This window comes from Gluconobacter potus (assembly GCF_015244705.1).
Lineage (GTDB): Bacteria > Pseudomonadota > Alphaproteobacteria > Acetobacterales > Acetobacteraceae > Gluconobacter > Gluconobacter potus.
The window spans coordinates 195059-215524 of sequence record NZ_JABCQF010000002.1 but is presented as its reverse complement, the minus strand read 5'-3'; the positions used below and the strand labels follow the sequence as shown (position 1 = coordinate 215524).

The following is a 20466-nucleotide window of genomic DNA, read 5'->3' as shown; positions in this document are numbered from 1 at the left end:
CAGGGGGCCGGAATGCAAAAAAAGCCCCTCACAGGAAGTGAGGGACTTTTTTAAAAACTACTCCGGATCTTTTTCCAGATCCCGCCGAACCTCCGGAGATCGCATGAGCTCGTCGAGCTCCATGGCGTTATCCAGCGCCGTATCGGGCTGAAAGTGGATCTCCGGCACCGTCCGGAGATTGAGAGCCTTGGAGAGGCCCGTTCTTAAGAAGGGTGCCACCCGCTTCAGGGCGGGCAGGAGAACCTCTACATCGCTCCGTCCCAGACGCGTCACGAAAGCCGTGGCATGTCTGAAATCCGGAGAGATGCGGACTTCCGTCACCGTAATCCGCACATCCAGCAGTTCCGGATCGCGAAATTCGGTCCGGGCGAACAGCTCCGCCAGAACCCGACGGACCTCTTCGGCCACCCTGAGCTGGCGGGTGCTGGGCCCGTGAGCGGAGACGCCCGCGGGACCTTTCACGTCATGTCTGGAACGGGAGCTCAAGCCGGGATCACTTCCATTTCATAGCACTCGACCATGTCGCCTTCGCGCAGGTCGTTGTAACCCGCAAACGACAGACCACACTCATAACCACGGGCCACTTCCTTGACGTCATCCTTGAAGCGCTTGAGCTGGCTCAGCTCGCCTTCATGAATGACCACGTTGTCACGCAACAGGCGCACGCCACAACCGCGCTTGACGAGACCTTCGGTGACATAGCAGCCCGCGACCTTACCGGTCTTGGTGATGTTGAACACCTGACGGACCTCTGCGTAGCCGAGGAACTTCTCGCGATGCTTCGGCGCAACCTTGCCCTTGACCAGCTGCTCCACGTCATCCGCCACCTGGTAGATGATCGAGTAGTAGCGGATGTCCACACCCTCGCGCTGGGCCAGTTCACGGGCCTGCGTGGTGGCACGGACATTGAAGGCCACGATGATGGCGTCGGAAGCCTTGGCAAGCTGGATGTCGCTTTCCGTGATCTGGCCGACACTGGCGTTCAGGACGCGGATAGCCACTTCCTCATGGGCCAGCTTCTGCACGGTCGTGGAAATAGCTTCCGCCGAACCCTGCACGTCAGCCTTGATGAGAAGGGCAACTTCCTTCTGCACACCGGCCTGGATCCGGGCCAGCATCTGATCGAGCGTTCCACGAGCCGCAACCTGCGACGCCGCTTCCTTCTCCTTGATCTTCCGCTGACGGAACTCGCTGATCTCACGGGCCCGCGCATCGTTTTCGACAACCACGAACGGTTCACCCGCACCCGGCACACCCGTCAGGCCGAGCACTTCGACCGGCATGGACGGACCGGCTTCCTTGACCTGACGGCCACGGTCATCGAGCACCGCACGGACACGGCCCCATTCGGCACCGGCCACCACGATGTCACCGCGACGCAGCGTGCCCTTCTGGACGAGAACGGCGGCAACAGGGCCACGTCCACGATCCAGACGGCTTTCGATCACCACACCTTCGGCCACGCGATCCGGATTGGCCTTCAGATCCAGCATTTCGGACTGGAGCAGGATGCACTCTTCGAGCTTGTCCAGACCGATGCGCTTCAGAGCCGAAACCTCGACGTCCTGGGTGTCGCCACCCATTTCCTCGACCACGATCTCGTGGTTCAGCAGTTCCTGACGCACACGGTTCGGGTTGGCGCCCGGCTTGTCGATCTTGTTGATCGCCACGATGATCGGAGCATTGGCCGCCTTGGCGTGCTTGATGGCTTCGATCGTCTGCGGCATCACGCCGTCATCGGCAGCCACCACCAGCACCACGATATCCGTCACGGATGCACCGCGGGCACGCATGGAAGTGAAGGCCTCATGACCCGGCGTATCGATGAAGGTGATCTTCTTCCCCGACGGCGCCGTGATCTGATACGCGCCGATATGCTGTGTGATGCCACCGGCTTCACTTGCAGCCACATCCGTGGTGCGCAGCGCATCGAGCAGGGAGGTCTTGCCGTGATCGACATGACCCATGACCGTGACGACCGGAGCACGGGGCTTCAGATCGTCAGCGTTGTCTTCAACACCCTCGATACCGATTTCAACATCGCTTTCGGAAACGCGCTTGATGCGGTGGCCGAATTCCTCGACCACGAGTTCGGCGGTATCGCCATCGATGCTCTGCGCGGCCGTCGCCATGACGCCCATCTTCATGAGCGCCTTGATGACTTCACCCTGACGGGCCGCCATACGGTTGGCCAGCTCGGCGACCGTAATGGTCTCCGGAACAATGACGTCACGGACGACGCGGACCTGATCGGAGCGCAGACGCTCCAGCTCGGCCTGACGACGCTCGCGGTCACGCTGACGACGGACCGAAGCCAGCGAACGCGTCTTGTCGTCATCACCTTCGATCGCGGCGCGGACGTCGATACGACCCGAACGGCGATCGCTGCCGCCACCCTTGCGGGACGGAGCGGACGGACGGCGCGGCGGGGCCGGCGGTGCGCCGGGACCGCTGCGGCGCGGCGCGGGACGACGCTCGTCATCGCCACCGGCGGCAGCGCCGGAACGCAGATGCAGCGTCTCGTTGTTACGGGCCGGTGCAGAAGCGGACGCTGCCGGACGCGACGGCTGGACCGGGCGCGGCGGCATGATCGCACGCTCGGCGAGCGGACGCAGACGCTGGACCGGAGCGGCAAGCTGCACGCCGCCGGTCGAATGGCTGCGCGGATCAAGCGGAGCAGAGCGCTCGGCTTCCTCGGCCTCGCGTGCTGCTGCTTCGGCAGCGGCCTGCTCGGCAGCACGTGCCGCAGCTTCAGCCGCAGCCTGTTCGCGGGCAGCCTGCTGTTCGCTTTCCTTCAGAGCCGCGATTTCCGCAGCCTTCTGTTCGCTGATCAGGCGCTCTTCCTCGGCGGCGCGACGCGCAGCCTCGGCGGCAGACATGATCTGGATCTTTTCTTCCTCACGCCGTGCAGCCTCTTCGGCAGCAGCCTTGCGCTGCCCCTCAAGGGCGCGCTGGCGGGCGGCCAGTTCGGCTGCCGTCAGGGCACGACCACCCGCACGGCCACCACGGGCCGCCGCACCGGCACCCGGGCCAGCCGCATTGCGCTTGGGCTTGCGGACCTCAACCTGCACGACCTTGGAACGGCCATGGCTGAAGCTCTGACGCACGGAGCCGGCATCCACAGTACGCCCGACCTCCTGGCGTCCAGCAGGGCGAAGCGACAGGCGGCTGCTTCTGGTCTGTTCGCCGCCCTGTGATGGGGTGTTGTTTCCGTCCTGGTTGCGCTCGTTGCCGTCGCTCATAGTTCCGCCTGTTCCTTACTGACCCCTGCGGGGTCTGGGAGCGGACGTCCTGCCACTCCCGAAAATCTCTCATGTTCGGCGATCAGGCGCTGTGCCAGCGCTCCTGGCGCCATCACCGCATAGACCGCCCGGTCCCGGCTGAACGCCGATTCCAGGACCCGATCGGGAACTGTCACCACCGGCAGAGAACGCCGGCCCGACACCAGTCTGGAGAACTCGTCCGGGCTTGCACTTTCCGAACGGATCACCACCCCTACCCTGCCTGAAGTGAGCCACTCCCGGCATTTCTGAAACCCGCAGACCGTCTGACCCGCTCTTCGGGCCAGGCTGACTGCGTCCAGCATCCGCTGCACCAGCGCGGCCTCGACCAGATCGGCCAGGCCGTCCGGTACGATCACCTGGGCTTTGGCCGCTCTGGCAAAAGCCTGTCGTGTGCGGGCGCTATCTAACACATCCCGGCTGGCACTCAACCACATTCCCCGACCCGGAAGTTTTCCGGCGAGGTCGGGAACAACCCGGTTATCCGGGCTGACCACGAAACGGATCATGCCTTCAGGCGGCTTCTGCTCTCGCGTAACGATGCATCGCCGCTCCGAGCCGCGACGCCCTAGAGCACCACGAACGGGACCATTATCAGTATCAGAAATATCAGACGTCGGTCGACTCCCCGTCACCGTTTTCGGGCTTTGCCGAGTCGGCTTCTTCACCATCGAACCAGTGCGCACGCGCTGCCATGATGATCTCGTTGGCGGCATCTTCGTCGATAGCCTCCTCACCGAGGATCTCCACCAGCTCGTCACCAGCCAGATCCGCCAGATCGTCGAGCGTCTTCACGCCCTTCTCACCCAGCGTCACCAGCATCTGGTTCGTGAAGGTTCCCAGCTCGGCCACGTCATCCGTGACACCCAGCGCCTTGCGCTGGTCGTCCAAGGCCTGTTCCTTGCTGGCCAGATAGTCGTTGGCGCGATGCATGAGCTCTTCAGCCACGCTCTCGTCAAAGCCTTCGATATCGTTCAGTTCGCCCGGATCGGTGTAGGCCAGTTCCTCGATCGTGTGGAAGCCTTCCGTCACCAGCAGGCCCGCGATCACGTCATCGACGTCCAGCGCCTCGACGAACTGCGAGGAGCGCTTGCGGAACTCTTCCTGACGACGCTCCGATTCCTCGGCCTCCGTCAGAATATCGATGTCCCAACGCGTCAGCTGGCTGGCCAGACGCACGTTCTGGCCACGGCGGCCGATGGCGAGCGAAAGCTGCTCGTCCGGCACCACGACTTCAACGCGACCTGCTTCCTCATCCATCACCACCTTGCTGACTTCAGCCGGGGCCAGCGCATTGACGACGAACGTCGCAGCCTGCGGGCTCCAGGGGATGATATCGATCTTCTCGCCCTGCAGTTCGGCCACGACGGCCTGAACGCGGGAGCCGCGCATACCGACACAGGCACCGACCGGATCGATTGCCGCATCGCGGGAAATCACGGCCATTTTGGCGCGCGATCCCGGATCACGGGACACGGCCTTGATCTCGATGATACCGTCGTAGATTTCCGGCACTTCCTGCGCAAACAACTTGGCCAGGAAGGCTGGATGCGTGCGGGACAGGAAGATCTGCGGGCCGCGCGGCTCGTCACGCACATCATAGATGTAAGCGCGGACGCGGTCAGAATTGCGGAAGGATTCGCGGGGGATCAGCTCGTCGCGACGCAGCAAGGCTTCCGTATGGCCGATCTCGACCATGAGGTTGCCGTACTCGGTGCGCTTGACGGTGCCGTTGACAATCTCGCCCACGCGGTCCTTGAATTCGTTGTACTGGCGCTTGCGCTCGTATTCGCGCACGCGCTGCACGATGACCTGCTTGGCCGTCTGCGCTGCAATACGACCGAAATCGATCGGCGGCAGCGGATCGACCAGATGCTCGCCGGCCTGGATTTCCGGCTGGAACTTGCGGGCGATGTGCAGCGGGATCTGGGTGTCCTCGTTCTCCACATGCTCGACCGCTTCGGTCCAGCGGCTCAGGCGGACTTCGCCCGTCTTGCGGTCGATCGTCGCACGGATGTCCTTTTCATGCCCATACTTCGCGCGGCCAGCCTTCTGGATGGCCTGCTCCATGGCTTCGAGCACTTCCTCGCGGTCGATGTTCTTCTCGCGGGATACTGCATCGGCAACCAGCAGCAGTTCGGGACGTGTAACAGACGTGTCCATCAGATCGGACCTCCAGCCAGCATGAGACGGGTCATCACTTTTTCCCCGGCTTCTTCGGATTCAGTTTGGGCGCCTGGCGCGCTTCCCCGCCATCTTCCCCTTCGGAGCTGACCCCGGCAAGGGCAGCGCTCGCTTCGATCAGCGCATCGGTCAGGACCAGACGGGCCTTGCGGATGTCCACCAGCGGCAGGACAGCCTCGGTCCCGTCATCCAGACGGATGATGGCATTGCCGTCCCGTGCGCCCATAACGGTGCCGGAGAAACGGCGACGGCCGTTGAGCGGCACGTCCAGCTCGGCCTTCGCCAGATGGCCGGCGAATCGCTCCCAATCCTTGGCGCGCGTCAGCGGACGGTCGATCCCTGCGGACGAGACTTCCAGCATCCACGCACCGGGGATCGGATCGTCAACATCCAGGATGGCGCCGGCGGCGTGGCTGATCTGCTCGCAGTCTTCCACCGAGATCAGGGAGCCGTTCGCACGGTCCGCCATGATCTGGATCGTCGGGGTGTCGCGTCCCAGCACGGACAGACGCACGAGCTCGTAGCCCAGATCGGCCAGCGTCGGTGCGATCCGCTCCGCAATGCGGGCTTCCAGCCCCGTGAGATGGGGCAGTTCGATGTCGGAAGAGGCGTTCTGCTGAGACAAGACAAAAAAGGCGGCCCGTCAGGGCCACCCCCCAAATGAGCGGAAGATGAATGGAATGTGCCTTATGTAAGTCACCTCCCCGCAGGACGCAAGAGGAACGCAAATCCCGTTGTTCCTGAAGCTCTTATCCATTGGGCGAGTCGAAAGATTTGTTTACATTCCCATATCTCGAAAGCCCTTGTCTTCGAACGCCGTCGGGAGTGAGATGGTTCTGAAATGACTTCCCAGTATGAGCCCCGTCCAGAACCGCGCGCCCAGCCGCTGCCCTCCGAACCGGCATCCCGCAGCCGGGCGCTGTGGGGCGGAGGCGGGCTGATCGCGGCCCTGACGGTCGGGGCCGGCGCTTTTTTCTACACGCATAATGGGGCCGGCGCTTTTTTCTACACGCATAATACAGCCGCGCCCCCCGTCCCTGCGGTCGCACCGCCGTCCCAGAGCACGCCCGCCGTGCCGGCCGCCCAGACCGCCGCGGTCCAGCTTTCCATGCTTCCCCCAGCGAAGGCTCCGGCCGCCCTCGCAAAAAGCGGCTTCAGCCCTGCCGACCGCGCCCGCATTCTCGCGGCGGTGAAGGATGGCAAAATGCGGCTCGTGGAAATGCCGGTGCTGGATGCATCGGGCGCAGTCGGCCAGACCATTGACGTCACGGTCTCGGGTCTGACACAGCGCGTTGTCCTGACGGGCAAGTTCCAGCATCTGGTCATTCCCATTGTCGAAGCCGGGCAAATCCTCATTGCGCCCGTCAGTATGCCGCACGCGCCAGCTTTGATCGTCGGAGCACTGACAGCCCTCGGTCCCGAAGCCCTGCCTGCCCTGATGACGCTCGACCAGCGCGTCCTGCTCAACGTGATCGTCCAGTAAGGAACCGCCCCGGTGTTCAAGTCCCTCGTTCCCATGCTCAACCGGGCCATGCCGCTGATGATGGCGGCCTTCCTTATTCTGGCAGTGATTCAGGTCGCGGTCATGCTACACCTGTCGCTGAACGGGCTGTGGGCTGCCATCGAATGGGGACGGCGTTTCTATCTTCCGCTGGCAGGCATCAGTGCCCTTCTGGCAGTCACGGGACTGGCGTATGAAACGTCAGCCGAAAAACTGGCGCGTCGCGGACTGCGCCGCAGGAAAGGTCTCATCATGGATGTTCTCAGCCGTCTGACAAACCGCGGAGCCCTTGAAGAGCTCATGGCCCGCGAACAGCGCGAAACCGTCATCGACGCCGACGAACTGGCCGCCTCGCTGCGTGCCCGCGTCATCGGACAGGACCAGGTCTGCGAAGACATCGCCCAGCAGATGCGCCGCCGCCTGGCCCTTCAGGTCCGCGGCAAACCCGTCGGCATCTTCCTGCTCGCCGGCCCTCCGGGCACCGGCAAGACCTATCTGGCCAAGCAGATGGCCAGGCAGATGGAACGCCCCCTGCTGCATTTCGACATGACGCAGATGTCCAGCGCCCATGCCGCGACCCAGCTTTTCGGCTCGCCCAAGGGCTATGTGGGGTCGGACACCTTCGGCAAGCTGACCGGCGGCCTCAAGGATCATCCGGATGCCGTGGTGCTGCTCGACGAAATCGAAAAGGCCCATCCGGACGTCTTCAAGAAGTTCCTCACCGCCTGGAACGACGGCCATGTCACGGAAGCCTCCACGGGCGAGCAGGTCTCCACGACCCGCGCGATCTTCATGCTGACGTCCAACGTTGCAACCGAGGCCCTGACCGAAATCGCCGACCGTCTTGCCAACGAACCTGAGAAGATGCGCGCCGAGTCGGTCGAAGCCCTGCGCAAGTCCGGCTTCGCTCCCGAGGTGCTGAACCGTCTGGACCGTATTTTCATTTTCCGGGCCCTGCGCGGGCTGGATCTGGCCCGCGTCGCGGCTCTCGAGATCGAGGCCATGATCGAAGGCTATGGCCTGCATGTGGAAACCGGCGGCATCGATGCCGGGGTGCTGTTCCAGGTCATGGTCAAGCAGAAGAACCTCGGCACCGGCGCGAGCGCGCGCGATCTTGTCCGCTCCATCGAGGACATGGTCAGCGAAAGCCTCATCGTCGCCCGTCAGCAGGGTGCCAAGCGCGTCCGTCTCGTCACGCAGGAGGACGGCACGGTCGTCACCGAGATCGCCAGCGATACCGAAACCCAGCTTGGCCGGGTGAGCCACTGATCCATGACGGCATTCGGACGGCTCTGGCGACGCGCGCCGCTCTGGCGCACGAGTGTGATCGTAACGGTAGGCGCGCTCGGCATGGCCGCCTTCTACCCCACCCCGGCGCTCAAAAAGGCCATGCCGTGGCTTCCGGGGCACCTGCCCGGGGCGACGCCCTATAACGCAGGAGCTGGCGCGTCACAGTCGGACGGTCAGCAGGGGAGCGCCCAGCCCGGCGGCGCTCCGGGTCTTGGAGACCAGATCGGAGTACCCGATCCCGGAATCACCGAACATGGCAGCCTCACCATCGCGGGGCGCACGCTGCCGCTTCCGGCCGGAGACTGGCATCCGATCCTGACGGCCCGCAGCGGCGCGCATGGTGAACTGTCCCAGCAGATCCTGGCCCGCACCGATCGTGGCGTCGTCTCCGGCGTTATCGTCGTGCGCGCCACGCAGCAGCCCGTTCCGGCCGATCTGGCGGAACAGCTCGAAACGCCATGCCATGATGACCGGGACTATGCGGCCCATATTTCCGACAAACCCGGTGTATCGCAGGAATGCAGCTACACCAGCAATGCCGTGCTCGAAAACCAGAGCGTCAGCACCGATCCGTTCATTACGGCCGCCTTCTCGCGGATGCGTACGCTCGGCTTCCCGATCCCGAGCCTGATGATCAATGTCGGCTGGTATCATGCGGCAGCAGCAGGCAAGAACACCGCTCATATCGAAACGGTGGAGACGCTTGTTGCCCCGATCGAACATGGATCACGCCAGTTACTCGCGCCGCCGCAGTACTGGAACAAGGCGTCGGTTCACAAGAACCCGGACGCTGCCCAGTTCATTGACTCCCTGGATCGCTGGATGATCGGCTGGTCCCGCGCCCTGCGGCAGGGTTTTGACGGAACGCTGGATACGGCGACGCTGGTGCCCCCGCTCATCAACGATCCGTCCGCGCCCCAGCCGGCGTGAACCCGGACCGGGCACCCTATTCAGTGGTGCCCGGCTCCCGAAAAACCCCGACCCAGCCGCCGCTCCGCCATCCGTGCCAGCCGCACGAACGGCAGCCCGAGCAGCAGATAGGCCAAGCCGACCATGATCCCCGTTCCGAAATAATCGTAATAGGTTGAGGACAGCCGCACATAGGTCTGGCTCAGCTCTGTCAGCGTGATGACGGAGACGAGCGAACTATCCTTGAGCAGCGAAATGAAATCGTTGGTCATGACCGGCACAACTGTCCGGAACGCCTGCGGCACGATCACCAGCCGCAGCGCCTGCCAGTGCGTCATGTTCAGCGCAATCGCCGCTTCCATCTGCCCGCGCGGCACGGAGAGCAGACCGGCGCGGTAGTTCTCCGCTTCATAGGCTGCGTAATTCAGGCCCAGCGACAGTACACCCGCCATGAATGGCGACAGGCGGATGCCGAAAGCCGGCAGTCCGTAAAATATGAACAGCACCTGAATCAGCAGCGGCGTTCCGCGCACCACTTCGACATACACGCCCGCCACGAAACGCAGTGGAGCCGCACCGTAATGCCGGGCCAGCGCCAGCAGAAGCCCGAGTGCCACGGCCAGAACCATGGCCAGCGCCGACACCGCCAGCGTCATGAGCGCCGCCTGCCCGATCAGCGGCAGGAAACTCACATAGCGCCGGACCAGAACATGCCAGCCGCTGCCGGTCGTGTTCGCCATGGCCTGCCGGTAATGATCCCATTCCGTCGGCGCGATATCCGGCTGGCTGTTGTCGCCCGTGTAGTTCGCCATCAGCGGCGTCCACAGGTTCCAGCGCGCCAGAATGCGGTGCAGCGTCCCATCCTGAATGATCTCGCCCAGCGCCGCATCCACCTGATCACGCAGCGCGCGGTTCTCCGGCGAGAAGGCGATCCCATATTCCATGCTCCCGATCGGCTCGCCCACGAGCTTCATGTCCGGCGAGATGCTGCCATAATAAAGGGCAATCGGCGCATCGAGCAGGATCGCATCCAGCCGTCCGTTCCGCAGATCCGAGAACGCATTCGTCTCTTCTTCATAAGAACGCACGTTCGAACCGCCCTGCCGACGCAGCATCCGCTCGGCCGTGGTGTCCTTGATCGTCCCGATGGTATGGCCCTTGAGGGCGTCCATCGTATCCAGACCGTTCTGATCGTGCCGAACAATGATGCGCTCGCTCGTCACATAATAGGGGCGCGAGAACAGGACAGCCGCCTTGTGCTCCGGCGTCATTTCGATGCCGTCCAGAACCATTCCGTACAGCCCGCGGGACAGGCCGGGGATCAGGCCATCCCAGTCATTCTGGATGAACTGCGCCTTCCGGTGCATCCGCGCGGCGATCTCGTTGACCAGTTCGTACTCGAAGCCGGTCATCCGGGACTCATGGGCCGGGTCGTGGAAGACGTAAGGCACATTCGCCTCACCGTCCGACGCCCAGAGCAGTTCCTGTGAGGCGGCAGGTGCATCCGCTAGCGCGACGGAAACGGGGCTGATGGCAAGCGCCAGCAGGAGTGCGAAAAGTTTTTTCATCACAGCAGCGTCCGCAGGAACCGGCGCGTCCGTCCCTCCTGGGGGTTGGCGAACATCAGGTCCGGATCACCGCTCTCGACGATTTCCCCGCCCTCGACAAACAGAACACGGTCCGAGGCCGCACGCGCGAACCGCATGTCATGCGTCACGACTAACTGCGTCATGCCCTCGTCATCCAGCGCCCGCATGACGGACAGGACTTCCTCGGACAGTTCGGGGTCCAGCGCAGATGTCGGCTCGTCATACAGCATCACGGACGGCTTCATCGCCAGAGCGCGCGCGATAGCCGCGCGCTGCTTCTGACCGCCCGAAAGACTGTCCGGATAGCGGTCCTTCACACCTGCAAGCCCGACCTTCGCCAGGAGTTCGCAGGCGATGGACTGTGCCTCGTCGCGCGACATCTTCTTGACCTGGATCGGCGCCATCATGACGTTATCCAGCACAGTGCGATGGGGAAACAGGTTGAAGGCCTGAAACACCATGCCGACATGCGAGCGCAGCTTATGGGCCTCGGCCTCGTTGGCGCGGCTCCAGTGTTTGCCCGTGCACGCGACCGTCACATCCTCGATCCGGACAGAGCCCGCATCCGGATGCTCCAGAAAGTTGAGGCAGCGCAGGAACGTGGACTTGCCACATCCCGAAGGCCCGATCATCGAGATCAGTTCGCCGCGCTCCACATCGAGCGACAGGCCCTTCAGAACCTCGTTCTCACCAAAGGACTTGGCGATACCACTCGCCTGCAGCACCAGATCAGCCAGTTCCGGAAACCCTCGACAAAAGAAACGCACGATCACATGACCGCGCAGCCCTCATAACGGACCTGCGCCAGTGTATCGAGACCTTAATACAGTGCGCGGCACAATTCATACGATCATCATATTCGCCCAACCTCGCCCCCGGCCCTTGCGAAGCACGTCCGCAGGGTCTCTAAAACAGAAAGACACACACACCGGGACAGAACCGAACCCCGCATGAGACCCTTCGATGACCAGCCCGTCTGACTTCCCCACGCCCCCCGTCCCCGGACGTCTGCTCGATGTCGAGGACGTCACGGTGTTCCGTGGTGACCGGCTGGTGCTCGATGGCGTGTCGCTGACGCTGGATGCCGGGGACGCCATGATTCTGACGGGACCAAATGGTGCGGGGAAATCCACGCTCCTCCGCACGATTTCCGGTCTGCGTCGCCCCGATTCAGGGGAAGTCATCCGTTATGGCGATCTCGCCTGGCTCGGCCATCAGGATGCGCTCAAACCCGGACTGACGCTGGCGCAGAACCTGGCTCTGGCTGAAAAGCTTGGCACGAACAGTCTGCCCGATGCACTTGAGGCGCTGGACCTCACCCATCTGACCGATCTTCCGGCCCGCCTGCTGTCCTCGGGGCAGAAGCGCCGCGCCGCTTTCGCCCGCGTCATGCTCTCAGGCGCGCCGCTCTGGCTGCTTGATGAACCGACGGTCGGGCTGGATGTCGCCAGCATCGAACGTCTCGGCGCCGTCATGGCCGCCCATCGCGCCAAGGGAGGCGCCATGATCGTCACGACGCATGTGCCCCTTCCCCTCGACAATACCCGCTCCCACGAGCTGCCCTCGCTCGCGCATGTGGAATCCTTCTGGCTGTCATGACCGCTTTTCTTGCCCTGATCGACCGTGACCTCCGTCTGGCCTTCCGCTTCGGCGCCGACACGCTGGCCTCTCTGCTGTTCTTCATCCTCTGTGGCAGCCTGTTTCCCCTTGCGCTCGGCCCCTCACCGGATCTGCTGCGGCACATGGGGCCGGGGATCATCTGGGTCTGCGCCCTGCTCGCCTGCCTGTTGCCGCTGGACCGGCTGTTCGGAGCTGAACTTGAGGATGGTTCCCTTGACCTGCTGATGCTGACCGGCCCGGCCCCGGCCGCCGTGGCCTTCGCCAAGATGGCGGCTCACTGGCTGACGACCGGCCTGCCACTGCTGATCGCCAGTATTCCGCTCGGCATCATGCTCGGCGTCAAAGGCTCGGAACTTCCGCTCCTGCTGCTCGGCCTTGCGATGGGTACGATGTCTCTCTCGCTCCTCGGCGGCATGGCGGCTTCGATCGTGCTTGGCGCGCGGCGGGGCGGCGTGCTGCTGCCGCTTCTGGTCCTGCCACTCGCAACGCCAGTCCTGATCTTCGGCGCAGCCTCCTCCTATGCCGGACAGCTTGCCACGTCGCCTACCGCCAGTCTGGATCTGCTGGGAGCCTGCCTGTTCGCGTGCCTGCCCCTGTGCCCCCTCGCCGCCGGACAGGGTCTGAAGGCAGCCGTGGGCTGAAGGACATATTATACCTTACCAGGATGTCATCCGCAGGCCTTTGACGACATGACTCCTTTATGAAACGACTGGACCATATTCGTTTCATATCGAGATCATCGTCATGCCCCAACGCCCGTCGCTCAGAAGCTCCCTTTTGTCCTGTGCAGCCCTGATGGGGCTGGGTCTCGGCATCGCTCAGGCCGAGCCGGGCTATCTGCGTGAACCCTCGATTTCCGGCCAGACCGTCCTGTTCAATGCCGAGCAGTCCGTCTGGAGCGTCCCCCTCGCTGGCGGTCAGGCCCAGCGCCTGACAACCGTGCCGCAGGGGGCCAACGCCATTGATCCGCACCCCCTCATTTCTCCGGACGGCACCCAGATCGCGTTTGCCGCCAATTTCGATGGCCCGACCGAAATCTATGTCATGCCCCGCAGCGGCGGCACGCCCCGGCGCCTGACATTCGAGAACGTCGCCCGCCTGAAGATCATCGGCTGGGACGCCCATGCCGGTATCCTCTACGCCGCCCCCGCTGCCACGGGGCCGTATTACACCCAGACCGTCACCGCCATTGATCCGAAGACCAGCGCCAAGCACGTCTTTCCGCTCTCTGGCGTCAATGATGCCGCCCTCAGCCCGGATGGGCGCTGGCTCTATGCCGTCCGCTTCGGCCTCGCCACGACCGGCGATCACATGCGCGCCTATCGTGGTGGTGCATTGTCCCAGCTCTGGCGCTTCGATCTTCAGAACGGCAAGGAAGCCGAGCGCATCGGCACGCATGACGCCAACCTCATCCGCCCGATGCCCTGGCGCGACCGGCTGATCGTCATTTCCGACGAGAACGGCCGCTACAATCTGTGGAGCCTCGCCACGGACGGCTCGGACGCCAAGCAGCTCACCCATTTCACGGATTACAGCGTCCTCGAAGCCTCCATTTCCGGCGACCATATCGTGATGCGCAAAGGCGCGGACCTGTTCGATTTCAATCTGGCGAGCGGCGAGACCACCCCTATCAAGGTGGACCTGACCTCCGACAACCTGCCCCGCAGCCCGTACTGGCTGGAGAAGCCCACGCGCTTCCTGACCGCATCGGCCATCTCTCCCAAAGGTGAGACCGCGGCCTTCACCATGCGCGGCCATGTCGTCGTCGCAGGTGCTTCGCCGCGGCGTGTCGTCGTCCTCGCAACCCCTGACAATGTGCGCCTGCGCCTCGCCCAGATCACGCCGGACGGCAAATCCGTCATCGCCTTCAGCGACGTCAACGGCGATTCCGCTCTGTGGCGCTTTGCAGCGGATGGCAGCGGCAAGGGTGAAGCTATCACCCAGCCCTCCCCGACCGAACCCGTGATTCTTTCGCTCTCGCCGGACGGAAAATACGCTGCCCATACCGATCTTCTGGGGCGGCTGTGGCTGACAGACCTCTCCACAAAGGCCGACAAGCTCGTCGATAACGCCACGCAGGACGGCACCAACGTCTTCGACTCCCTGTCATGGTCGTCGGATGGTCATGTTCTGGCCTTCGTGCGTACCCGTGGTGCAAACCTGCGTCGTCAGATCGCGCTCTACGTTCCCGCCACCGGCCAGACGAACTGGGTCACGGACGGACGCTACGAATCCTATACGCCCAGCTTCTCTCCAGACGGGAAATGGCTGTGGTTCCTTTCGGACCGCACCTTCTCGCTGTCCAATGGCTCACCCTGGGGTGACCGCAATATCGGCCCGGCCTTCCCGAAGCGGACCGGCATTTACGCCCTGGCCCTTCAGACCGGAGAACGCTTCCCGTTCCAGCCCGCAACAGAGCTGGACCCGGCGGACAAGAAGCCCGATACCGACAAGAAAGATGACAAGAAGAAAGACGGAGACAAGAAAAAGGCTCTCCCTGCCATCGAATGGGCTGGTCTTGCCACGCGTCTGTATCAGGCTCCGGTCCCGGCCGGGGACTATAGTGGTCTCGGCGTCTCTGACGACTATCTGTTCACCATCGACAGCTCCGGCTCAGGCGATGGTCCGGGTGATCTGAAGTCGATCCATATCGACAATAACGAACACAAGATCGAAACCTACGCCGCCAAAATCTCGGATTTCGACATCACGCCCGACGGCAAGACCCTGCTGACCCTCAGCCGCAAGGGCAAGAACGCTCCCGACCTGCTCCTGACGCCTGCGGGCGAAAAGCAGCCCAAGGAACTGACCGGCAAGAAGATCGAACTCGACCATCTGCGTCTGCGGATCGACCCCGGACAGGAGTGGTCGGACGAGTTCGTGGATGCCTGGCGTCTGCACCGCGACCATTACTATGACCGCGACCTGCAAGGCGTGGACTGGAAAGCCGTGCGCGCCCATTTCGCCCCCTTCGTGGACCGCCTCGGGGACCGCGCGGATCTCGACGATCTGCTCGGCCAGATGGTGGCGGAAATCGGGGCCATGCACTCGCAGCTCCACGCGCCCACGACCGTCGATCAACCCGCGTCCAGCCTCATCGCGGGCCTTGGCGCGCATCTGACGCATGAGGACAACGGCTTCCGCATCGATCACATTTATCAGGGCGACCGCGACCTCCCGGACCAGCAGTCCCCGCTGGCGGCTCCCGGTGTGGATGCCCGTGACGGAGACCTGATCGTCGCCGTCAACGGACAGCCCACGGCGGGGCAGCCCGATCTGGGCTCGCTGCTTGCCGATCAGGCCGGAAAACAGGTTCTCCTGACGCTCTCGCGCGCCGGAAAGGAACACAAGGTCATCGTGACGCCCGTTCCTTATATGAAGGAGCGTGACCTGCGTGCGCGGGACTGGGAAGTCGGCCGGGCGGATGTCGTCGATCGCGCCAGCCACGGCCGCATCGGCTATCTGCATCTGCAGTCCATGGTCGGCGACGACATGGAAGCCTTCGCCCGCGAATTCTATGCCAATATCGACAAGGACGGCCTGATCGTGGACGTCCGTGGCAATACGGGCGGCAATATCGACAGCTGGGTCCTGACGCAGCTCATGCGTCGCCCGTGGATGTTCTGGGGCCGCTACGGCAATGCACCTTCGGTGGATATGCAGCAGTCCTTTCAGGGCCGTCTGATCGTCCTGTCCGATGAGATGACCTATTCGGACGGCGAGACCTTCTCGCAGGGCATCAAGTCCCTGCATATCGCCCCGCTGCTTGGTGAGCGTACGGCAGGTGCTGGCGTCTGGCTGTCTGACGGGGATCGCCTGATCGACAACGGCAACGCCCGCACGGCCGAGAACCCGTATTTCGACCTGAACGGACATTGGCTGGTCGAGAACAAAGGTGTCTCTCCGGATATCGAGGTTGAGAACATGCCGGTCGCCACCTTCAACGGGCAGGACCAGCAGCTCGACGCCGCCATCGCCTGGCTCCGCAAGGACATGGCCGACCATCCGCGCCCGGTCCTCAAGCCCGAGGCCTTTCCGGTGCAGCAGCCCGCTGCCCCTCGTTAATCCTGAAAGATTCTGATGGATCGGCAGAGTGCTGATCCATCAGGGTACAACGACATGCCGGCTGTCAGAGCAGTCATCAGATCTGTTGATGGATCAATGAAATCAGGTCAGACCCGATGATGGAATTTTCGTTAGCGGTTCTGGCTACGGTTTCAGTTCTTTTATTTGCGTATATTATATTCAATCATAGAAATATCTTCATTTATAAAAGTATATTTGTCAATATAATTCTATTATTTCTTATAATTCTTCTGTTTCTAATCATATTTTATGTTTTTTATATAATTTATCTGCTTATTTCATAATCCAATAGAGCACGACAAATAACAGCACACTATATAAACCAGGATTCAGAGCATCCGGTCCATGATGCTGTCCTTGCGACCATAGCGATGAAGCAGCGCGGCGATCACATGCCCGGCGATCAGCATCCCCAGAACCCATGACGAGAACTGGTGCAACACATTCACCAGCGGCACGAAAACCGGTGCCTTGTGCGCCAGGGGCGGCAGATTGACGACCCACATCATCGGGATCGGCAGGCCGTGAACCGAACTCCGCACCCATCCCGTCAGCGGCACGACCAGCATCATCGCATACAGCCCGAAATGCCCGACCTGCACCGCCAGACGTTCCTCTTCAGGGATCTCCGATGACATGGCGGGGGGATGATGCGGCGCCCGCCAGACAAGCCGCAGGACCGTGAGGACGATAATGAACGGTCCAATCTCCTTGTGGATCAGCAGCAGGAGCGCCTTCTGGGGCGTAGCCGCATGCGGCATGATCCGCCCCACATAAAACCCGAGCAGCCACAGCGGAATGATGATCGCCGCCATGCTCCAGTGAAATATCCTGGCCACAAGGGAATAACGCTGGATCGGCGGAAGGGTCTTGTCCATGAAACGGCAGCACTCCGGAAGAACGGTTCCGCTTTCTATAACCCGTTCCCTGGCCGGAACACACGTTGCGCCGGGTTACGGATTTTCAAGCGGAAGCAGGACGGCTAGGACAGCCTGCACGCTCTCACAGGAACACCCGACCGCCATGCTGACACTGCTGTACACGCGCATTACCGAACTCGCCGCGTCTCCGCGCGCCGTATGGTGGCTGGTCATTATCGCGATGGCGGAGGCCTCGGTCTTTCCGCTGCCGGTGGACCTGATGCTCGTGCCCATGCTGCTGGCCAATCGCGAACGGGCCTGGTTTCTGGCTCTGGTCTGCACACTCTCCAGCGTTGCGGGTGGGCTGATCGGCTGGGTCCTCGGCGCGTTCCTCATGGAACATATTGGCATACCGATCGCGCATTTCTATCATGCCGATCAGCGCATCCTGAACCTTGAGGCCATGTTCCGCCATTACGGCGTGTGGATCATTCTCGCCAAGGGCCTGACCCCGCTCCCCTACAAGTTCGTCACGCTGGCGGCCGGTGCCGCCCATTTCTCCCTGCTGCCCTTCATCGCCGCCAGTATCGTCACCCGCGGCGCCCGCTTCTTCCTCGAAGCCGCGCTGCTCCGCACGTTCGGCGAACCCATCCGCGACTTCATTGAAAAGCGTCTGGCCCTCGTCCTCTTCGCAGTCCTGCTCCTGATCACAGCTGGTATCATTCTGATCGAGATTTTTTAAAAAATAATTTATTAAATAAGCTCTCCGGGCCCTCGACACCCTTTGGAAAGGGGGTCGCAAATAGCGAAAATATTGCAATTCACAATAGTACTACAGCCTTAAGTTAATTTTTTACAATCAAAATATTTCCTGCATAATCCCAGACAAATAGCGGAACCCCGCAAATGCCCCCCGAAAAAACGGTGCGCAGCCCCTAAAATCCGTATTGAGAATACATCTCATAAACCACGGAAGACATATTTTGTTTGTTAAATACAATCAATTTTTGTCTAAATAAAGTAGCGATAAAGTAACCTATATTTGAGTTAATTTTTTGTTGAGCAGAATCGAAAAATTGTGAGAGTTATATAAGTCTTGTTTTTATATCGCTAACAAAATGCAGGATAAAATCAGGACGGATGTTAGTGCAATCCTAACACAAAAGGGGAAGTATCATGACTTCATATCCCGGTACCAACACCACTTATACCGTTACTCAGTCTGACCTTCTGGGCTTATTGCAGAATGTCACCATTAAAGACAGTTCTGGCACTACCATCACCACACTGTCCAATGTTCCAACAGGTAATATCGTCACTGGGTCCGATTCTGTTGTCGTTCTGGCCAGCCTTCTGAGTGGAACCTATGTCAGTGTTCCCGGATCAACCGGCGATATTGATATTCTTCTCAATGCACTCAGTGCCGTGAATTTCTATATTGGCGGCGACACGACTGTCACTCTAGGCGTCAGCGCTGTATCAGGACTGACACTGAATGTCGTTGGTGGAGAACTGACCTTCTCAAGCGGCCTTATTGCCAGCGCGCTTCAGGGCTCCACCATCAACATCAGTGAGGGTGGTTCCTACGTTTCCGGGTCAAATCTCGCCAGCGTCCTGACCGGCTCCACAATCAATTTCGGTACTGGCGGCGGAACCCTGATCCTCAATGGCGGCGGTACGCTCATTAACCTGAGCTGCACATCGATCACCAACTATGACCCGGCCAAGGACACGATCGAACTCCAGAATACGGTTACCGAAATTACCGGATATACAATAGCCGGGACCGGTTCCTCACGCACGATCACGCTCTATGGCGGGAATGGCAATACCGAAATCGCCACCTATACTGTCACGCTGGCCAGCGGCACCACACTCGCAACCGGCACCTACAATGCCCTGAGCACAGACAATAACCCGCTCAGCATCACCTATTCCGACGGTAACACCTATATTGGCGTCTGCTTCCTTGCTGACTCCATGATCCGCACGCCGTCTGGCGAAACCCCGATCCAGGACATCCGCACGGGCGACGAGATCCTCGTATGGCACGAGGGCACACCCGTTGTCCGCGAAGTCATCTGGACCGGCTGGCGACAGGCCACCACCAACCCGTTCCTGCCGGATGACCAGGCGGGTTATCCCATCCGCATCCTCGCCAACGCCATTTCGGAAAATGTCCCTTACAAGGACATGCTGATCACAGCGGAACACTGCCTGTTCATGGACGGCCGCTTTGTCCCCGCCCGAATGCTCGTAAACGGCAGTTCCATTTTCTACGACCGGTCCCTGACCTCCTACGAATACTTCCACCTCGAGACCAGGGAGCATTCCGTCATCATGGCTGACGGCATGCTGACCGAAAGCTATCTCGATACAGGCAACCGTCACACCTTCCGGCAGGACGGAAAAATCCTTGCCATCGGTGGCCAGCATAAAAGCTGGGACGATGCCGCTGCCCCTCTGGAAGTTAGCCGGGCTTTTGTCGAACCCCTCTATCGGCAGATCGAAACCCGCGCTCTCACCCACTGCCAGCTGGACAGATCAATGGCAAACAGGGTCCACGCCCCGCAGACCACAGAAGATCCCGACCTGCATCTCCTCGCGTCAGACGGTCAGATCATCTATCCGATGCGACAGACAAAAGACCGAACCCTGTTCATGATCCCGCCGGGAATCAGCTCGGTCAAGCTCATGTCCCGCGTGTCGCGCCCGTGTGACACGGTCGGCCCCTTTGTTGATGACCGCCGCGCCCTTGGCGTTCTCGTGGGCGATATCGTGTTTTTCGATTCAGGAAACACCACCGACCTCGAAGCTCATCTGGAGCATCAGCCCCTCGACGGATGGGCAGGGCCGGAAAATGCACGCTGCCGCTGGACGACCGGTAACGGTCTCATCCCGCTCGGTGAGCGTGCCCCCCTTCATTTCGGCGTCCTTTCCATCACCATCCTGGCGACCAACACCTATTTTACGGATACCGTCCTTCCTGAGGAACAGACCGCTCGGCGGGCCTGAAGGTATAAGAAAACCATTCCGGGATCTTCTCACGGCTCCATCTGCGACCGTGAGAAGATCTACGGTCCTTCATACGGACCCACAGCAACGGAACAAAAAAAGCCCCGGTCCAGGCCGGGGCTTTTTTTGTT

The 20466-nt window shown here is 61.5% G+C and carries 16 protein-coding genes; 8 read left to right on the top strand and 8 right to left on the bottom strand.

Features of this window, described 5'->3' with window-relative positions; genetic code table 11:
* Positions 1–57: 57 nt before the first annotated feature.
* From rbfA to rimP, 5 genes are read right to left on the bottom strand one after another with little or no spacing between them, the layout of a single operon-like run.
* A complete protein-coding gene (gene rbfA, locus HKD31_RS05095; RefSeq protein WP_194264303.1) occupies positions 58–486 on the bottom strand; it encodes a 30S ribosome-binding factor RbfA in 429 nt (142 codons plus the stop codon).
* The gene (infB, locus tag HKD31_RS05090; protein WP_194264304.1) at positions 483–3242 is read right to left on the bottom strand and encodes a translation initiation factor IF-2; all 2760 of its coding nucleotides are present in this window, start codon (positions 3240–3242) and stop codon (positions 483–485) included. The genes rbfA and infB overlap by 4 nt, the downstream gene beginning before the upstream one ends.
* Complete coding sequence (locus HKD31_RS05085; protein WP_225197648.1) at positions 3239–3952, bottom strand: RNA-binding protein; 714 nt, start codon at positions 3950–3952, stop codon at positions 3239–3241. Before HKD31_RS05085 ends, infB begins: the two co-directional genes overlap by 4 nt.
* On the bottom strand, positions 3891–5444 hold the full coding sequence (gene nusA, locus HKD31_RS05080) for a transcription termination factor NusA (RefSeq protein WP_011253105.1): 1554 nt from the start codon (positions 5442–5444) through the stop codon (positions 3891–3893). Before nusA ends, HKD31_RS05085 begins: the two co-directional genes overlap by 62 nt.
* 34 nt (positions 5445–5478) lie before the next feature.
* A complete protein-coding gene (gene rimP / locus HKD31_RS05075; protein WP_011253104.1) occupies positions 5479–6090 on the bottom strand; it encodes a ribosome maturation factor RimP in 612 nt (203 codons plus the stop codon).
* Between the two features lie 216 nt (positions 6091–6306).
* On the opposite strand from rimP, the gene HKD31_RS05070 reads away from it, so the two are divergent.
* Genes HKD31_RS05070 through HKD31_RS05060 form a run of 3 tightly spaced genes read left to right on the top strand, consistent with a single transcriptional unit; the run spans position 6307 to position 9186 of the window.
* Entirely contained in the window at positions 6307–6948 is a 642-nt protein-coding gene (locus HKD31_RS05070) for a hypothetical protein (RefSeq protein WP_194264305.1), read from the top strand.
* A 33-nt stretch (positions 6949–6981) separates the two neighbouring features.
* The gene (locus HKD31_RS05065; protein ID WP_062497646.1) at positions 6982–8235 is read left to right on the top strand and encodes an AAA family ATPase; all 1254 of its coding nucleotides are present in this window, start codon (positions 6982–6984) and stop codon (positions 8233–8235) included.
* A gap of 3 nt (positions 8236–8238) precedes the next feature.
* Positions 8239–9186, top strand: a complete 948-nt coding sequence (locus HKD31_RS05060) for a hypothetical protein (protein ID WP_194264306.1) — start codon at positions 8239–8241, stop codon at positions 9184–9186.
* 20 nt (positions 9187–9206) lie between these two features.
* Here the strand turns inward: HKD31_RS05060 and HKD31_RS05055 are convergent, their stop codons facing one another.
* The gene (locus tag HKD31_RS05055) at positions 9207–10733 is read right to left on the bottom strand and encodes an ABC transporter substrate-binding protein/permease (protein WP_194264307.1); all 1527 of its coding nucleotides are present in this window, start codon (positions 10731–10733) and stop codon (positions 9207–9209) included.
* Positions 10733–11527 carry an amino acid ABC transporter ATP-binding protein gene (locus HKD31_RS05050; RefSeq protein ID WP_370544655.1) on the bottom strand — a complete coding sequence of 265 codons (795 nt, stop codon included), beginning with the start codon at positions 11525–11527 and terminating at the stop codon, positions 10733–10735. The genes HKD31_RS05055 and HKD31_RS05050 overlap by 1 nt, the downstream gene beginning before the upstream one ends.
* A 190-nt stretch (positions 11528–11717) precedes the next feature.
* Here HKD31_RS05050 and ccmA point away from each other — a divergent pair, with 190 nt between their 5' ends.
* The 3 genes from ccmA to HKD31_RS05035 all read left to right on the top strand — a co-directional run bounded on the left by ccmA (position 11718) and on the right by HKD31_RS05035 (position 16439).
* Complete coding sequence (gene ccmA, locus HKD31_RS05045; protein ID WP_194264308.1) at positions 11718–12353, top strand: heme ABC exporter ATP-binding protein CcmA; 636 nt, start codon at positions 11718–11720, stop codon at positions 12351–12353.
* Entirely contained in the window at positions 12350–13015 is a 666-nt protein-coding gene (gene ccmB, locus HKD31_RS05040) for a heme exporter protein CcmB (protein ID WP_194264309.1), read from the top strand. Before ccmA ends, ccmB begins: the two co-directional genes overlap by 4 nt.
* A 103-nt stretch (positions 13016–13118) precedes the next feature.
* Positions 13119–16439, top strand: coding sequence for a S41 family peptidase (locus HKD31_RS05035; RefSeq protein WP_228120237.1), 3321 nt, complete (start codon positions 13119–13121; stop codon positions 16437–16439).
* 350 nt (positions 16440–16789) lie between these two features.
* Here HKD31_RS05035 and HKD31_RS05030 read toward each other — a convergent pair whose 3' ends face one another.
* Entirely contained in the window at positions 16790–17338 is a 549-nt protein-coding gene (locus HKD31_RS05030; RefSeq protein ID WP_194264310.1) for a cytochrome b, read from the bottom strand.
* Between the two features lie 145 nt (positions 17339–17483).
* Here HKD31_RS05030 and HKD31_RS05025 point away from each other — a divergent pair, with 145 nt between their 5' ends.
* Together HKD31_RS05025 and HKD31_RS05020 are read left to right on the top strand one after the other, a co-directional pair.
* Entirely contained in the window at positions 17484–18062 is a 579-nt protein-coding gene (locus tag HKD31_RS05025) for a YqaA family protein (RefSeq protein ID WP_194264311.1), read from the top strand.
* Positions 18063–18496: 434 nt separating this feature from the next.
* On the top strand, positions 18497–20335 hold the full coding sequence (locus tag HKD31_RS05020; RefSeq protein WP_228120236.1) for a Hint domain-containing protein: 1839 nt from the start codon (positions 18497–18499) through the stop codon (positions 20333–20335).
* The last annotated feature ends 131 nt before the right edge of the window (positions 20336–20466 follow it).

Coding starts and splice junctions, on each gene's coding strand:
- infB (WP_194264304.1), bottom strand. CDS start 3,242: ATGAGCGACGGCAACGAGCGCAACCAGGACGGAAACAACACCCCATCA.
- HKD31_RS05085 (WP_225197648.1), bottom strand. CDS start 3,952: ATGGTGAAGAAGCCGACTCGGCAAAGCCCGAAAACGGTGACGGGGAGT.
- nusA (WP_011253105.1), bottom strand. CDS start 5,444: ATGGACACGTCTGTTACACGTCCCGAACTGCTGCTGGTTGCCGATGCA.
- HKD31_RS05070 (WP_194264305.1), top strand. CDS start 6,307: ATGACTTCCCAGTATGAGCCCCGTCCAGAACCGCGCGCCCAGCCGCTG.
- HKD31_RS05065 (WP_062497646.1), top strand. CDS start 6,982: ATGCTCAACCGGGCCATGCCGCTGATGATGGCGGCCTTCCTTATTCTG.
- HKD31_RS05060 (WP_194264306.1), top strand. CDS start 8,239: ATGACGGCATTCGGACGGCTCTGGCGACGCGCGCCGCTCTGGCGCACG.
- HKD31_RS05055 (WP_194264307.1), bottom strand. CDS start 10,733: ATGAAAAAACTTTTCGCACTCCTGCTGGCGCTTGCCATCAGCCCCGTT.
- ccmA (WP_194264308.1), top strand. CDS start 11,718: ATGACCAGCCCGTCTGACTTCCCCACGCCCCCCGTCCCCGGACGTCTG.
- ccmB (WP_194264309.1), top strand. CDS start 12,350: ATGACCGCTTTTCTTGCCCTGATCGACCGTGACCTCCGTCTGGCCTTC.
- HKD31_RS05035 (WP_228120237.1), top strand. CDS start 13,119: ATGCCCCAACGCCCGTCGCTCAGAAGCTCCCTTTTGTCCTGTGCAGCC.
- HKD31_RS05030 (WP_194264310.1), bottom strand. CDS start 17,338: ATGGACAAGACCCTTCCGCCGATCCAGCGTTATTCCCTTGTGGCCAGG.
- HKD31_RS05025 (WP_194264311.1), top strand. CDS start 17,484: ATGCTGACACTGCTGTACACGCGCATTACCGAACTCGCCGCGTCTCCG.
- HKD31_RS05020 (WP_228120236.1), top strand. CDS start 18,497: ATGACTTCATATCCCGGTACCAACACCACTTATACCGTTACTCAGTCT.